The organism is Streptomyces sp. R33 (assembly GCF_041200175.1).
Classification (GTDB): domain Bacteria; phylum Actinomycetota; class Actinomycetes; order Streptomycetales; family Streptomycetaceae; genus Streptomyces; species Streptomyces katrae_B.
Genome location: NZ_CP165727.1, coordinates 3,086,719 through 3,101,543, shown reverse-complemented (window position 1 = coordinate 3,101,543; position 14,825 = coordinate 3,086,719). Strand labels below are relative to the sequence as shown.

General features: G+C 71.9%; 15 protein-coding genes and 1 riboswitch. Of the genes, 8 read left to right on the top strand and 7 right to left on the bottom strand.

Features of this window, described 5'->3' with window-relative positions; genetic code table 11:
• Positions 1-3 precede the first annotated feature (3 nt).
• Complete coding sequence (locus tag AB5J51_RS13935; protein ID WP_369777806.1) at positions 4-1,203, bottom strand: MFS transporter; 1,200 nt, start codon at positions 1,201-1,203, stop codon at positions 4-6.
• 73 nt (positions 1,204-1,276) lie between these two features.
• On the opposite strand from AB5J51_RS13935, the gene AB5J51_RS13930 reads away from it, so the two are divergent.
• The gene (locus tag AB5J51_RS13930; RefSeq protein WP_053784754.1) at positions 1,277-1,789 is read left to right on the top strand and encodes a MarR family winged helix-turn-helix transcriptional regulator; all 513 of its coding nucleotides are present in this window, start codon (positions 1,277-1,279) and stop codon (positions 1,787-1,789) included.
• Between the two features lie 40 nt (positions 1,790-1,829).
• Here the strand turns inward: AB5J51_RS13930 and glgX are convergent, their stop codons facing one another.
• Positions 1,830-4,127 (bottom strand): glycogen debranching protein GlgX, encoded by a 2,298-nt coding sequence (glgX, locus tag AB5J51_RS13925; RefSeq protein ID WP_136226162.1) that lies wholly within the window; start codon positions 4,125-4,127, stop codon positions 1,830-1,832.
• A gap of 183 nt (positions 4,128-4,310) precedes the next feature.
• On the opposite strand from glgX, the gene AB5J51_RS13920 reads away from it, so the two are divergent.
• The 7 genes from AB5J51_RS13920 (at position 4,311) to AB5J51_RS13890 (ending at position 11,297) form a co-directional block, all read left to right on the top strand.
• Positions 4,311-5,531: an Ig-like domain-containing protein gene (locus AB5J51_RS13920; protein WP_369780256.1), complete on the top strand. Its 1,221-nt coding sequence runs from the start codon at positions 4,311-4,313 to the stop codon at positions 5,529-5,531.
• A 141-nt stretch (positions 5,532-5,672) separates the two neighbouring features.
• Positions 5,673-6,917 carry an Ig-like domain-containing protein gene (locus tag AB5J51_RS13915; protein ID WP_369777805.1) on the top strand — a complete coding sequence of 415 codons (1,245 nt, stop codon included), beginning with the start codon at positions 5,673-5,675 and terminating at the stop codon, positions 6,915-6,917.
• An 86-nt stretch (positions 6,918-7,003) separates the two neighbouring features.
• Positions 7,004-7,771, top strand: coding sequence for an enoyl-CoA hydratase/isomerase family protein (locus AB5J51_RS13910; protein WP_030295145.1), 768 nt, complete (start codon positions 7,004-7,006; stop codon positions 7,769-7,771).
• 228 nt (positions 7,772-7,999) lie between these two features.
• Entirely contained in the window at positions 8,000-8,503 is a 504-nt protein-coding gene (locus AB5J51_RS13905; protein WP_053784756.1) for an anti-sigma regulatory factor, read from the top strand.
• Between the two features lie 382 nt (positions 8,504-8,885).
• Complete coding sequence (locus AB5J51_RS13900) at positions 8,886-9,677, top strand: polysaccharide deacetylase family protein (protein WP_369777804.1); 792 nt, start codon at positions 8,886-8,888, stop codon at positions 9,675-9,677.
• Positions 9,674-10,864 (top strand): YncE family protein, encoded by a 1,191-nt coding sequence (locus tag AB5J51_RS13895; RefSeq protein ID WP_369777803.1) that lies wholly within the window; start codon positions 9,674-9,676, stop codon positions 10,862-10,864. The genes AB5J51_RS13900 and AB5J51_RS13895 overlap by 4 nt, the downstream gene beginning before the upstream one ends.
• A gap of 220 nt (positions 10,865-11,084) precedes the next feature.
• Complete coding sequence (locus AB5J51_RS13890) at positions 11,085-11,297, top strand: EF-hand domain-containing protein (RefSeq protein ID WP_053784759.1); 213 nt, start codon at positions 11,085-11,087, stop codon at positions 11,295-11,297.
• 73 nt (positions 11,298-11,370) lie between these two features.
• Here the strand turns inward: AB5J51_RS13890 and AB5J51_RS13885 are convergent, their stop codons facing one another.
• From AB5J51_RS13885 to AB5J51_RS13865, 5 genes are read right to left on the bottom strand one after another with little or no spacing between them, the layout of a single operon-like run.
• A complete protein-coding gene (locus AB5J51_RS13885; protein ID WP_053784760.1) occupies positions 11,371-11,931 on the bottom strand; it encodes a PadR family transcriptional regulator in 561 nt (186 codons plus the stop codon).
• Positions 11,932-11,962: 31 nt separating this feature from the next.
• Positions 11,963-12,784 (bottom strand): ATP-binding cassette domain-containing protein, encoded by an 822-nt coding sequence (locus AB5J51_RS13880; protein WP_369777802.1) that lies wholly within the window; start codon positions 12,782-12,784, stop codon positions 11,963-11,965.
• Positions 12,781-13,530: a cobalt ECF transporter T component CbiQ gene (cbiQ, locus tag AB5J51_RS13875; protein ID WP_053784762.1), complete on the bottom strand. Its 750-nt coding sequence runs from the start codon at positions 13,528-13,530 to the stop codon at positions 12,781-12,783. Before cbiQ ends, AB5J51_RS13880 begins: the two co-directional genes overlap by 4 nt.
• Before the next feature lie 3 nt (positions 13,531-13,533).
• Complete coding sequence (locus tag AB5J51_RS13870; RefSeq protein ID WP_136226165.1) at positions 13,534-13,902, bottom strand: energy-coupling factor ABC transporter substrate-binding protein; 369 nt, start codon at positions 13,900-13,902, stop codon at positions 13,534-13,536.
• A gap of 5 nt (positions 13,903-13,907) precedes the next feature.
• Positions 13,908-14,600, bottom strand: coding sequence for an energy-coupling factor ABC transporter permease (locus tag AB5J51_RS13865; protein ID WP_053784763.1), 693 nt, complete (start codon positions 14,598-14,600; stop codon positions 13,908-13,910).
• A 28-nt stretch (positions 14,601-14,628) separates the two neighbouring features.
• Positions 14,629-14,824, bottom strand: a riboswitch (cobalamin riboswitch).
• Position 14,825: the final 1 nt, after the last annotated feature.

Sequence of the window (14,825 nt, the reverse complement as noted above, 5' to 3'; positions counted from 1 at the left end):
ACATCATCGCAGGGCGAGTGAGGGTTCCCGCTCCGGTTCCCTGCGCACGTCCGGGAGCAGCAGTACGGACAGGTTCGCGGCGGCGCTCAGGGCGGCCGCCACCAGCAGCGGCGCCGCGGTCCCGGTGACCCCCGCCAGCGGCGCCGCGACCGCAAGTCCCAGCGGCCGGGCGGCGAAGGAGATCAGGGTGTCGAAGGAGCCGACCCGGCCCAGCGTCTCCAGCGGGATCCGGCGCTGCATCTCCGTCTCCCACAGGGGACTCAGCACGCCCAGGCCGAACATCGCCACGAAGAAGGCCGTGGCCGTCACCGCCACGGGCAGCCGCAGCGCGAGGGCCGTGAGCGGCAGGGCCTGCGCCGAGGCCCCGACGGCCACCCCGTACAGCGGCCGCCGCACGGGCAGCCGGCCGGCGGCCCAGACCCCGACGAGCATGCCGGCCGTGCCCACCTGGGCGATGACCACCCAGGTCGCCGCCCCGCCCAGGCTCTCCACGGCGATCAGCGGCCCCAGGGTGAGCAGCAGACCGGCCGCGAGGTGCCAGACCCCGTGGGCGAGCACGTTGGCCAGGAACCAGGGGTGGCGCCGGGTCTCGGACCACCCGGCCCGCAGTTCGGCGGTGAACCCGGCGCGGGTGCGCACGAGCGGCGCCGAAGCCGTCCGCAGCCCGCCGAGCGTGAGCGCGGAGGCGGCGAACAGTGCGCCGGTCAGCAGGGAGGACCAGCCGGCCCCGAGGGCCAGCATCATCGTGCCCGCGGCGGCGGGGCCCGCCATCTGCGCGAGCCCGGTCGCCACTCCGAGCCGGGAGTTGACCCGCAGCCGGCTCCCGGCGGGGACGGCTGAGGCGACGAGCGTGCGGGCCGAGGGGTTCCCGAAGGCGACGCCGGCGCCGGTGACCGCCGCCAGGGCCGCGAGCTCCGGGATCCGCACCGGACCGGCCAGCAGCAGCGCCCCGGTCGCGCCCTGCGCGGCGGCGCGCACCAGGTCGGCGGCCAGGACGACCCGCCGGGCGGGGAAGCGGTCGGCGGCCACCCCCGCGACGGGCAGCAGGAGCAGCATCGGGAGCAGTTCGCTCGCGAGCACGAGGCCGAGGTCTGCGGCCGAACCGGTGCGCACGACGGCCAGGGTGAGGGTGGTGGGGATGAGGGCGCTGGCGAAGGCCGCGAAGGTGCGCCCGGCGAGAAGCCGCCAGATCGACGAGGTCATGACAGCAGACAATATTTCGCCAGCGAATCATTCGTCAACGAACTATCGAGCCCGAGGTGCGATACTTCCGACCATGGACACGGAGTACGCCGAGGATTCGGTCGACCGGCACATCGCCCGCTGGAGCGGCAAGGTCCCCTTCGACGTGCCCACCGAGGCGGTCATCACGCGGATCCAGCTCCTGGCCAAGCACGTGAAGTACGGCAAGGAACGGGCCCTCGCCGAGACCGGACTGCAGGAGTTCGAGTTCGAGACCATGCACCGGCTCGCCTCCCGCGGCACGCCCTGGCGGGCCCCCTCCGCCGAACTCGCCGCCGAACTGCTGCTCTCCCCGGCCGGCATGACCGGCCGCCTCGACACACTCGAGAAGTCCGGGCTGGTCCGCCGGGTACGCGCCTTGGGGGACCGGCGCCGGGTCGACGTGGAGCTGACCGACGACGGCCACCGGCGCTGGACCGAGGCCATGCGCTGGCGCGGCATCGCCGAGGCCGAGATGGTCGACCCCCTCGACGACGGGGAGCGGGCCGCACTCTCCGCCCTCCTCAAGCGGATGCTGCGGCACGTCGAGGAGAAGCAGGAGAAATAGCGGCCGTTACGCCCGTCCCCTCGGCCCGCCCCGCGCCCCTTCAGTCCACCACCCGCAGCAGCAGTACCGACCGGGCCGGCACCGTCAGCGTCTCCCCGCCCCGGAACCGGGTGCCGGGAGGCGCCGCCTGGTCCTCCCGCGCGGTGTCCAGCACCAGTTCGTACCCCGCCGCCCAGGGCGCGCCCGGCAGCACCCACGCCACCGGCCGGTCCCCGGCGTGCAGCAGCGCCAGGAAGCTGTCGTCGGTCACCTGCCGCCCCTGCTCGTCGCGCCCCGGGATGTCCCGCCCCGACAGGTACATCCCGAGCGCGGCGGCCGGCGCGTACCAGTCCCGCTCGGTCATCTCCGCGCCCGCCGGCGTGAACCAGGCCAGGTCCCGCAGCCCGTCCGCGCCCTGCGGCCGCCCCGAGAAGAACGCCCGCCGGCGCAGCACCGGATGCTCCTGGCGCAGCGCCACCAGCCGCGCGGCCAGCGCGCACAGCTCCCGCCAGGCCGGGTCCTCCAGCAGCGACCAGTCCACCCATCCCGTCTCGTTGTCCTGGCAGTACGCGTTGTTGTTGCCGCCCTGCGTCCGCCCGAACTCGTCCCCGGCCACCAGCATCGGTACCCCGGTGGACAGCAGCAGCGTGGTCAGCAGGTTGCGCAGCTGCCGCCGCCGCAGCACCCCGATCCGGGCGTCGTCCGTCTCCCCTTCGGCCCCGCAGTTCCACGAGCGGTTGTCGTTGGTCCCGTCGCGGCCCGCCTCCCCGTTGGCCTCGTTGTGCTTGCGCTCGTACGACACCAGGTCGCGCAGGGTGAACCCGTCGTGGGCCGTCACGAAGTTCACCGAGGCGTACGGCCGCCGCCCGCCCCACGCGTACAGGTCGCTCGAGCCCGACAGCCGGTACCCGAGATCCCGTACGTCCGGCAGCGCACCCCGCCAGAAGTCCCGTACGGCATCCCGGTACCGGTCGTTCCACTCCGTCCACAGCGGCGGGAACGCCCCCACCTGGTAGCCGCCCGAGCCCACGTCCCACGGCTCGGCGATCAGCTTGACCCGCCGCAGCACCGGGTCCTGGGCGATGACCGCGAGGAACGGCGAGAGCATGTCCACGTCGTGCATCGAGCGGGCCAGCGCCGCCGCCAGGTCGAAGCGGAAGCCGTCCACCCCCATCTCCGTGACCCAGTAGCGCAAGGAGTCCGTGATGAGGCGCAGCACGTGCGGCCGCCCGGCGTGCAGGGTGTTCCCGCAGCCCGTGTAGTCGGCGTACCGACGCTGGTCGGACTGGAGCCGGTAGTAGCCCCGGTTGTCGATGCCGCGCAGCGAGAGCGTCGGGCCCAGCTCGCCCGCCTCCGCCGTGTGGTTGTAGACCACGTCGAGGATGACCTCGATCCCGGCCGCGTGCAGGGCCTTCACCATCCGCTTGAACTCGCCGACCTGCTGCCCGGCCGTACCGGACGAGGAGTAGCCGGCGTGCGGAGCGAAGTACCCGATCGAGTTGTAGCCCCAGTAGTTGCGCAGGCCCCGGCGCAGCAGGTGGTCCTCGTGCGCGAACTGGTGCACCGGCAGCAGTTCGACCGCCGTCACCCCGAGCCTGGTCAGGTGTTCGACCGCCGCCGGATGGGCGAGGCCCGCGTAGGTGCCGCGCAGCTCCTCGGGAACACCCGGATGGCCCATCGTGAACCCGCGCACGTGGAGCTCGTAGATCACGGAATCGGCCCAAGGGGTCTTCGGCCGGACGTCGTCCGCCCAGTCGTCGTCATCGTGGACCACGACCCCCTTGGGGACGTACGGCGCCGAGTCGCGGTCGTCGCGCACGGTGTCCGCGATGTACTGCTGCGGCCAGTCGCGGACGTGCCCGTACACCTCCGGCGGCAGCGTGAAGTCCCCGTCGACGGCCCGCGCGTACGGGTCCAGCAGCAGCTTCGCCGGATTGAACCGGGCCCCCGTCCACGGGTCCCAGCGGCCGTGCACCCGGAACCCGTAGCGCTGCCCGGGGCGCACGCCGGGCAGGAAGCCGTGCCAGATCTCGTGCGTCAGCTCGGTCAGCGCACAGCGGGTCTCGGCGCCCTCCGCGTCGAAGAGGCACAGCTCCACCGCCTCCGCGCCCTGGGCCCACAGCGCGAAGTTCGTGCCGGCCGTCCCGTCGGGGCCGGTGCGAAAACGAGCCCCGAGCGGGTGCGATGACCCCGGCCACACCGGGGGCCCCGGCCGTGTGACGGCCCGTAAGGCCGGCTCGCGGCCCAGGACCACCTGTCCGCTCTTGTGCCCGTTGACGTGCGGGGCGGGCGACTCCACTGAGGTCACTGACTCCATGACGGCGGCATCCACCGCCTCTTGCTCGGCTGCGCTCGACACTGCCCGCCTCCACGGCTCCTGGGTACCGGCGGGGGTAGGGGAGAGTGCGGCCCCGGCGTCCCGGCCTGGGCCCGCCCCCGTCTGGTCCTTCCCACTGTTCTGCCCGGAGAGATCTGCGCGGAACGTGGCCCGCGCTCACGTTTCCCCCGGAGGGGGCCGGTCGTTGGAGGGATCGTGACACTTCTGACGAGGCGGGCAGGGGCGGGCTTGGCCGCCGTGGCGGCATGGGCGGCCCTGCTGGGCGGTCTGGCCGGATGCACCGACAGCGGCGGTTCCCCGGTCGAGATCCAGCTCCCCGGCAAACCCCGGTCGCCCGACGAGGCCATCCGGATCACCCCCGAGGACAACGCCAAGGGGGTCCCGGCCGAAGGCCCGCTGACGGTCAGAGTGCCCGAGGGCCGCCTCGAGCGGGTCGTGGTCACCAAGGTCGAGGACGCCCAGGAGGAGCGCGTCCCCGGCTCCATCGCCCCCGACGGCCTCAGCTGGAGCCCCGACCCGGCGGGCGGCAAACTCGCCCTCGCCGCCAAGTACACCGTGGACGCGGTCGCCCTCGACGGGCACGACCGCCGCCAGGCCCGGCACACCACCTTCACCACCTACGTCCCCGAGGAACGGTTCATCGGCTACTTCAAGCCCGAGAACCGCTCCACCGTCGGCACCGGCATGATCGTCTCCTTCAACTTCAACCGGTCGATCGAGAACCGCGCCGACGTCGAACGGGCCATCAGCGTCACCTCCAAGCCCCCGGTGGAGGTCGTCGGCCACTGGTTCGGCCACGAGCGCCTCGACTTCCGGCCCAGGGAGTACTGGAAGCCCGGCACCGAGGTCACCGTCACGATGAACCTGCGGGACGTGCAGGGCGCGCCCGGCTCGTACGGCATCCAGGACAAGGCCATCACCTTCACCGTCGGCCGCTCCCAGGTCTCCACCGTGGACGCCGAGGCGCACACGATGGAGGTCCGCCGCGACGGGAAGCTGATCTCCACCCTCCCGATCAGCGCCGGAGCGCCCAAGAACACCACCTACAACGGGAAGATGGTGGTGCTGGAGATGTTCGACGTGACCCGGATGAACGGCCAGACCGTCGGCTTCGGCGGCGAGTACGACATCCCCGACGTCCCGCACGCCATGCGGCTCACCACCTCCGGGACCTTCCTGCACGGGAACTACTGGGCCAGCCCCGACACCTTCGGCTCCACCAACACCAGCCACGGCTGCGTGGGGCTGCGCGACGACAGGGGCGGGGGTTCGGACACCCCGGCCGGCTGGTTCTTCGACCGGACCCTGGTCGGGGACGTGGTGCAGGTCGTCAACTCGCAGGACAAGACGGTGGCCCCGAACAACGGGCTGGGCGGCTGGAACATGGACTGGGCGCACTGGGTCGCGGGCTCCGCCCTCGGCTGAGGCACCCGGAACCGGAGGCTCCGCGCGACACGCCGGTCCTTCCCCGTTCTTGGGACGGAACGGTGACAAGACCGTTTCTCTTCGTGATCCCCCCATGTGATTTCCTGTCGGCAAGCGCGCGACTGTCCGCGCGCGGGGGACATGGGGAGAACAAGAGTGAACGTGCAGCCGATACGCGGCCGCGCCCGCCGCACCGGCCTGCCGGCCCTCCTGCTCGGAGCGGCACTGCTGCTCACGAGCGCGTGCAGCGGAGGCGGCAACACCGGCGGCGGAGGCGGCGACAACGGTGGGGGCGGCGGGGGCGGCAAGACCGGTACCGAGGCGTCCAAGGCCGTCGTCAGCGTCAAGCCGGACGACGGTGCCAAGGAGGTCGCCACCAGCGGCATCCTGAAGATAACCAGCACCGGCGGCAAGCTGACCACTGTGACCGTCGCCGACAGCAAGGGCAACGCCGTCGACGGCAAGCTCGCCGCGGACGGCGCGAGCTGGGAGCCCGCCCGCAACCTGGCCGCCGCCACCGAGTACAAGGTGCACGCCGTGGCCAAGGACGAGGCCGGCCGGGAGTCCGCCAAGGACACCACGTTCACCACCCTGACCCCCACCAACACGTTCGTCGGCCACTACACGCCCGAGGACGGCGAGACCGTCGGCGTGGGCATGCCGGTGTCGTTCAACTTCACCCGCGGCATCACCAATCCCGAGGCCGTCGAGAAGGCCATCACGGTGACTGCCGAGCCGTCCGTGCCGGTCGAGGGCCACTGGTTCGGCAACGACCGCCTCGACTTCCGCCCCGAGAAGTACTGGGCCGCGGGCACCAAGGTCACCGTGAAGATCGCCCTGGACGGAGTCGAAGGCCGTCCCGGCGTCTACGGCAAGCAGACCCGTACGGTCACCTTCACCATCGGCCGCTCGCAGGTCTCCACGGTCGACGCGAGCGAGCACACGATGCAGGTCGTCCGCGACGGCCAGGTGCTCAAGAACGTCCCGATCACCGCGGGCGCCCCGTCGACGACCACCTACAACGGGCAGATGGTCATCAGCGAGAAGTACAAGGTGACCCGGATGAACGGCGCGACCGTCGGCTTCGGCGGCGAGTACGACATCTCGGACGTCCCGCACGCCATGCGCCTGTCGCAGTCGGGCACCTTCGTCCACGGCAACTACTGGGCCTCCTCGGGCACGTTCGGCTCCGAGAACGTCAGCCACGGCTGCGTGGGCCTCAAGGACGTCCGCGGTGCGGGAGACGGCAACCAGCCCGCCGCGTGGTTCTTCAACGAGTCGCTGATCGGTGACGTCGTCATCGTGAAGAACTCCAAGGACAAGCAGATCGCCCCGGACAACGGCCTCAACGGCTGGAACATGGACTGGGCGGAGTGGATCAAGTAGTCCCCTCCCGTAGGTAGTCGAGTGGCCCGGTGCTGTGACCCACAGCACCGGGCCACTTCCCGTTAACCGCCGCTAACCTTTCGCGTATGACCCTCTCTCTCGAAGTCTCCGAAGGCGTCGGCACCCTCCGCCTGGACCGGCCGCCCATGAACGCCCTGGACATCGCCACCCAGGACCGGCTGCGCGAGCTCGCCGTGGAGGCCACCGACCGGGCCGACGTCCGTGCGGTGATCATCTACGGCGGCGAGAAGGTGTTCGCGGCCGGCGCGGACATCAAGGAGATGCAGACGATGGACCACGCGGCGATGGTCGCCCGGTCCCGCGCGCTCCAGGACGCCTTCACGGCCGTGGCGCGCATCCCCAAGCCCGTCGTCGCCGCCGTCACCGGCTACGCCCTGGGCGGCGGCTGCGAGCTCGCACTGTGCGCCGACTACCGGATCGCCGCCGACAACGCGAAGCTCGGCCAGCCCGAGATCCTGCTCGGCCTGATCCCCGGTGCCGGCGGCACCCAGCGGCTGTCCCGGCTGATCGGCCCGTCCAGGGCCAAGGACCTGATCTTCACCGGCCGCATGGTCAAGGCCGACGAGGCGCTCACGCTCGGGCTCGTGGACCGGGTCGTACCCGCCGCGGAGGTGTACGAGCAGGCGCACGCCTGGGCCGCCAAGCTCGCCCAGGGTCCGGCGATCGCGCTGCGCGCCGCCAAGGAGTGCGTGGACGCGGGTCTGGAGGCGGACATCGACACCGGCCTGACCATCGAACGCAACTGGTTCGCGGGCCTGTTCGCCACCGAGGACCGGGAGCGCGGCATGCGCAGCTTCGTCGAGGAGGGCCCCGGCAAGGCGAAGTTCCTCTAGTCCTCCCTGGGAGTGGATTAGCCAGGCCTTAAAGAAACCTTAAGGAGCTGTGGAGATCCACTCGGGGTGATCGTCCGGGAGCGGTGTGTCACCGCAGATCAGGGTGGTTCCGCGGGCTTCCGGTTGCCCAACGCATATGACGGGACGCCCCCTTGGAAGCGACCATTCCGGGGGGTGTTTTCCTGCGGAACGGCCCGGACGGGCGTATCGGCCGTCCATGATGGGTTCATGGCGGGCCTGGAGGGTGTGGAACAGCCGCGGCAGCGCAGCAGCGCTTCCGCCGTACGGCTGACGGCGGCTCTTGAGGACGAACAGGGTCTCAAGGCACTGGAGTTGTACGGGAATCCGGCCGAGGCGGAAGTGACGCTCCCGTCCATGCCCGAGTCGGCGAGCACGGCCCGCCGGCTCACCCAGTACGTGGTGATCCGCTTCTGGGGCTTCTCCCCGCAGGTGTCCGAGCACACCGTCCTGCTGGTCTCGGAGCTCGTCGGCAACGCGGTCCGCCACACCGGCGCCCGCTCCTTCGGCTTACGGATGCTGCGGCGGCGCGGCTGGATCCGGGTCGAGGTGCGCGACCCCTCGCGCGGGCTGCCCTGTCTGATGCCGGTCCACGAGATGGACACGACGGGCCGGGGGCTCTTCCTCGTCGACAAGCTCTCCGACCGCTGGGGCGCCGACCTGCTGCCCCGCGGCAAGTTCACCTGGTTCGAGATGCGGGTGGCCGACCGCTGACTCCCCGGAACGCCTGAAGCCCCCGGTCGCCGTGATGGGGCGTCGTGGGGGCTTCATGGGTGCGCCGAGGATCGAAGGGGGTGTGATCCTCGGCGTGGTGACTTCGCTCGGGTCAATGGGGAAGCCGTGATTCCGACTATGGCAGACGGGCGACCAAACGCCAAAAGCCCCAACTTGGACATAAGTGTGCAAATACTAAGAGTTTCCAGCTAAATCCTAGGTGAGGTGGGCCACTCGCCTCGCAATCAATGAATAACTATCCGCCGCTGTGTGTGATTCGTTGATCGCATACCGGACACTCCCTCGTGCGGGTGCACTGCAGGGAAGGTCCCGAATTGGGTCAATCGTTATCTTCAGGGTCATTCCCCACTTAAATGGGCGGGTGCTCTGCTACCCGGACCGCCGATCCGCCCTCCGCGCCGGCGCGGCGGTCGCCGCCGGCGCCCTCACCGCCGCCTGCGGCCCCGGCGGCGCGGCCCCCTCCGCGCCCCCGGCCAAGGCCGCCCCGGCCACCGGGCCGGCCGCACGCCCCGGCCGGGCGGTCGCCTCCGCCCCGCGCCGGTTCCCCGGACAGCCGGACGAGATCGGGCACGGTCCGCGCGACCGCCCCCGGGTCGCCCTCACCTTCCACGGCAACGGGGACCCCGCCATCGCCCGGGCCGTCCTGGCCGAAGCCGAAAGAGCGGGCGCGCGGGTCACCGTACTGGCGATCGGCAGCTGGCTCGACGCCCACCCGGACATGGCCCGCCGGGTCCTGGACGGCGGCCATGAGCTCGGCAACCACACCCAGCGCCACCTCGCGATCAACGACCTGCCCGAGGCGGAGGCCCATGCCGAGATCACCGGCTGCGCCCAGCGGCTCAAGCGGCTCACCGGCTCCATCGGCACCTGGTTCCGGCCCTCCCAGACCCAGTACGCCACCCCCCTCGTCACGAAGCTGGCCCGGCGGGCGGGCTATCCGCACGTCCTGTCGTACGACGTGGACTCCCTCGACTTCACCTCGCCCGGCGCCGCGGCCGTCATCCGCACCGTCACCGGGACGATCCGCAGCGGATCGGTGGTGAGCCTGCACTTCGGCTACGCGGACACGGTCGACGCGATGCCGCCCCTGCTCGAAGAACTCGCGCGCCGCAAGCTGCGCGCGGTGACCACCACGGAGCTGCTGACCTCATGACGACCACCCGCCTTCCCCGGAGGGCCACCGTGCTGCTGGCCGGTCTGGTCCTCGCCGCCCTGGCCGGCTGCGGATCGGCCGACAAGGAGCCCGCCGAGGCGCTCGGCTCCGCAGCCCCGGCACGGCAGCCCGTCAAGGCCGTCCCGGCCGTCCCGCCGGGCCTGGCCGGGATGCCGCCGCTCCTCGACCCGCACGACGTGTACGCGGCCGACCGGCCGAACAATCTCGCCCCGGCGGTGAGGGACTTCCCGTCCCGCGTCTACGTGCCGAACACCACCTCCAACACGGTGTCCGTCATCGACCCGAAGACGTACAAGGTCGTCGACACCATCCCGGTCGGCGTCCAGCCCCAGCACGTGGTGCCGTCCTGGGACATGAAGACCCTGTGGGTCAACAACAACCGGGGCCACACGCTCACGCCGATCAACCCGGCCACGGGCAAGGCCGGCGAACCCGTCGAGGTGCACGACCCGTACAACCTGTACTTCACGCCGAACGGCAAGTACGCGGTCGTGATGGCCTCCATGGACCGCGAGCTGGTCTTCCGCGACCCGCACACGATGAACCGCGTCAAGACCGTCCCGGTGACCTGCTTCGGCGTCAATCACGCGGACTTCTCCGCCGACGGCCGCTACTTCATCGTGAGCTGCGAGTTCTCCGGCGAGCTGCTCAAGGTCGACACCGAGAAGATGGAGGTCATCGCCCAGCAGAAGCTCCCCTTCGAGGGCGCGATGCCGCAGGACGTGAAGGTCTCCCCGGACGGGAAGACCTTCTACGTCGCCGACATGATGGCGCACGGCATGTGGGTGCTCAGCGGCGACAAGTTCGAGATCCCCAAGCTGCTGCCCACCGGGAAGGGAACCCACGGCCTGTACGTCAGCCGCGACTCCAAGGAGATGTACATCTCCAACCGCGGCGAGGGCAGCATCTCCGTCTTCGACTTCAAGCAGAACAAGCTCACGAAGAAGTGGGAGCTCCCCGACGGCGGCAGCCCCGACATGGGCGGCGTCTCCGCCGACGGCAAGGTGCTGTGGCTTTCGGGCCGCTACAACTCCGAGGTTTACGCGATCGACACGGCGACCGGCGAGCAGCTCGCCAAGATCCGGGTCGGCGGCGGCCCGCACGGCCTGGCCGTCTACCCGCAGCCGGGCCGCTACTCGCTCGGCCACACGGGGATCTTCCGCTAGGGAGCGGGGAGCGGGGAGCGGGGAGCGGAGAGCGGGGAGCGCGGGACGCGGTGGCGCGGCGGCGCCCCGGGAGCCCGCACGGCTCCCGGGACACCCTCCTGCCCTTCGCCCGCGGACGGCGCAGGCGGCGTACGCCCGGTTCCGGGACCTGCGGGAGGGGCGGTGCCCGGCTGCCGCTACCCTTGGCCGGTCAACAAGCACCGAGAAGGGGTGGATCCCAGTGGCTGACATCGAGAGCGCGCGGGCGACGTTCGGCAAGTTCGACGCGGACGGTGACGGCTTCGTCACGGCCGACGAGTACAGCGCGGCCATGAAGGCGATGGGCGACGCGTACGTGACCGGCGCCGTCGCGGACGCCGTGGTCGCGGCCAAGGACAGCAACGGCGACGGCCTGCTGAGCTTCGACGAGTTCTGGGCCTCCCTGAACAAGTAAGCCCTGCGAGCCCCCGCCACGCCCTCCTGCCGGGCGGGCGGGGGCATTGCGCTGCCCGGCGGGCTTCCCGGGGTCAGGAGTGGGGTCCGCCGGGCGGCGGCGCCATGTCCTCGACCTCGCCCAGGGCCTCCTCCAGCCAGCGCAGCCAGAACGTCTCCAGGCCGATGCCGCCGTGCAGCACCAGCCGGCGCAGCCGGTCCTCGTCGGAGTCCCGCTCCGGCGGGAAGTCCTTCTCCTCGATCGCCTCGTAGACCGCCAACTGCCGCCGGTGCAGATCGAGATGGCGCCGCAGCTCCCCGGCCAGCCCGTGCGGCCCCACCACGGCGGCCGCCCGGATCCGCAGCAGCAGCGGATCCCGGATGGCCTTCGGGTCCTGGCTCTCGCCGACCCACCGCGCGAGCTCCGCGCTCCCGCCGGCCAACACCTCGTACTGCTTCTTCTGCCCCCGTACGGGCACCTCGCTGGGCAGCGCCCGGATCAGCCCGGCCTCCTCCAGCCGGCCGAGCTCGCGGTAGATCTGCTGGTGCGTCGCGGACCAGAAGTACCCGATCGACCTGTCGAACCGCCGGGTCAGCTCCAGCCCCGACGAGGGCTTCTCCAACAGGGCGGTCAGGATGGCGTGCGGCAGGGACATGCGGCCATCCTAGGGAGGGGAGGGACGGACGCTACTGCCAGGCGGCCAGGGCCTCCGGGGTCTTCGGGCCCGGGGTGTGCGGGGGCAGGAGGCCGTGGGCGCGGAGGAACGACGTCACCGCAGGGGACCAGGCCTGGCGCAGGCCCGCCGAGACCAGGAGCTCCGGGTCCGAGAGGAGGGCCTGCGCGGGGCCGACGCGGATGCCCGACGGGGTCAGCACCGCCGCGTCGTCGGCCCAGCGGACCGCCAGGTCGACGTCGTGCGTGGCCATGACCACCGTCGTACCGGCCGCCCGCAGCCCCGCCAGGACGTCCAGCAGCCGCTCCTGACCGTCCGGGTCCAGGCCCGCCGTCGGCTCGTCCAGGATCAGCACCCGCGGAGCCATCGCCACCGCGCCCGCGATCGCCGCGCGCTTGCGCTGCCCGTACGAGAGCAGGTGCGTCGGGCGGTCCCGCAGCGCCGTGATGTCCAGCGCGGCGAGTGCGGACTCCACCCGGGCCCGGACCTCGTCCACCGCCAGCCCCATGTTCATCGGGCCGAAGGACACGTCCTGCTCCACCGAAGCGGCGAACAGCTGGTCGTCCGGGTCCTGGACCACCAGCTGCACGGACGTACGCAGCCGGACCAGACCCGCCCGGTCGTACGACACCGCCGTTCCGTCCAGGCGCAGCGACCCCGAGCCTGGCCGCAGGCCCCCGCTCAGCAGCCGCATCAGCGTGGTCTTGCCGCTGCCGTTGCGGCCCAGCAGGACCAGCGCCCGGCCCTCCGCGATGGCGAAGTCCACGCCGGACAGCACCGCCGGGCCGTCCTCGTACGCGTAGCCCGCACCGGCCAGTTCCACCAACGGGTTCACAGGGACAATCCCTTCAGGGTGAGAGTCAGGGTGATCAAGGCCGCCAGCAGGGCCCCCGAGGCCGCCAGGAACCGCCACGACAGGGCCGCCTCCGGTACGAGGACCCGCAGCGCGCCGTTGTAGCCGCGCCCGGCCAGGCCCACCTGGAGCCGCGCCGCGCGGTCGAAGGCCCGTACGAACGAGGTCGCGGCGAGCCCGGCCAGCGAACGCCACACCGCGGCCCGGCCCGACTGCCCCAGGCGGGCCGCCTGGGCGCGCCGGACCTGGGCCATCGAGTCCAGCAGCAGGAAGCCGATGCGGTACATGACCAGGGCCACGTCCACCACCGGCGCCGGCACCCCCGCCCGGACCAGCCGGGGCAGGACGTCCGAGACGGGCGTCGTGAAGGCGAACAGCAGCACCCCGAGGGACGCCGCCGAGGTCCGCAGCAGCAGCTCCGCGGCATGCCGGGGGCCGTCCGGGGCGAGCGAGACGAGCCCGGCCGGCCCGCCGACGGCGACCAGCAGCGGCAGCGCGCCGGTGACGCAGAAGCCCAGTGGGATCCGGAAGGCCCGCCACAGCTGCCGCCCGGCCACACCGGCCGGGCCCAGCAGCACGGCCAGCGTCGCCGCGCCGACCAGCGGTCCGCCGGGCCAGGGCGGCAGGCACACGGCGGTGATCGTCAGCCCCAGCCCCAGCAGGGCCTTCTCGAGCGGATGGCGGGCGCGCCAGCGACTGCTGTGCGCGGCCACGTCGATCGGCAGCACCGCCTACGACTCCGTGGCGGGGGTGCCCGGCGCAGCCACAGCGGCGTCCGGCGCCGGCGCAGCGGCGGCCGCCGCAGCCGCGCCCTGCCGCCGGCCCTTGCGGACGCCGAAGTAGTACGCGAGCACGCCCGCGCCGAGCGCCGCCTGGAGGGCGAACAGCGCCGACTCCACCTCCCCGGAGGGGGGTTCGTACAGCGGCGAGAACCACGGCTCGTAGTCCGGCTTCAGCTCGCTGATCGCCGCCTCCGCCTGCGCGTCGGCGCCCGTGAACGGCTCCTCCTTGCCCTCGCCCAGCCCCAGCGCGAGCGGCAGTACGGCCAGCGCCGCCACCAGGAGCAGCAGCAGGCCGTTGATCTTCGCGTTCCGGCTCATGGTCATCACACCGCCGTCTTCTGCTCGCTGTGACCGGTCAGCTTCGCGACGCCCAGCCGGACCAGGTCCGACTTGCTCGACTGCATGAGCAGCCGCATCACGAGCACCGTCAGCAGGCCCTCGCTCACCGCGAGCGGGACCTGGGTGACGGCGAAGATGCCCCCGAACTTCGCCAGTGCGCCCAGGAACCCGCTGCCCGGGTCCGGGAAGGCCAGCGCCAGCTGCACGGAGGTCACGCAGTACGTGACCAGGTCGGCGAAGAAGGCGCCGAAGAAGACGGTCACCATCAGCGGGACGCCGAAGCGCTTCAGCAGCAGGTAGACCCCGTACCCCGCCCACGGCCCGGCGATCGCCATCGAGAAGACGTTCGCGCCGAGGGTGGTCAGGCCGCCGTGCGCCAGCAGCAGCGCCTGGAAGAGGAGGGTGATCGTGCCGAGCACCGCCATGATCGGCGGCCGGAACAGGATCGCGCCGAGCCCGGTCCCCGTGGGGTGCGAGCAACTGCCCGTCACCGACGGGATCTTCAATGCGGACAGGACGAACGTGAACGCTCCGGACGCCCCGAGCAGCAGTGTGCTCTCCGGGTTGGCCTTCACCTCGCGGGTGAGGGCGCGGACACCGTGGACGACGAAGGGAGCGGATGCGGCGCCCCAGGCGACCGCGTGCAAAGGGGGCAGGAACCCCTCGGCTATATGCATGGGTAGGGAGACCTCTCCAGCACCTCGTGGATGGACAACGCGCCCCGGCCGGTCTCCTGGCTCACGGGTGCTGATGCCCTGGCTCCGCCTTCCCGGGCGGTGCGGGTCCTCCCGCGCCGCCCAGTGGCTTCCCGAAGGAGTGGAGCCGGACTTCCCGTTCACAGTGGCGAGGGCCGCACCGGTTTCCCACCGGTTTCCCGTACACCAAGGCCAGCTGACCCTAGT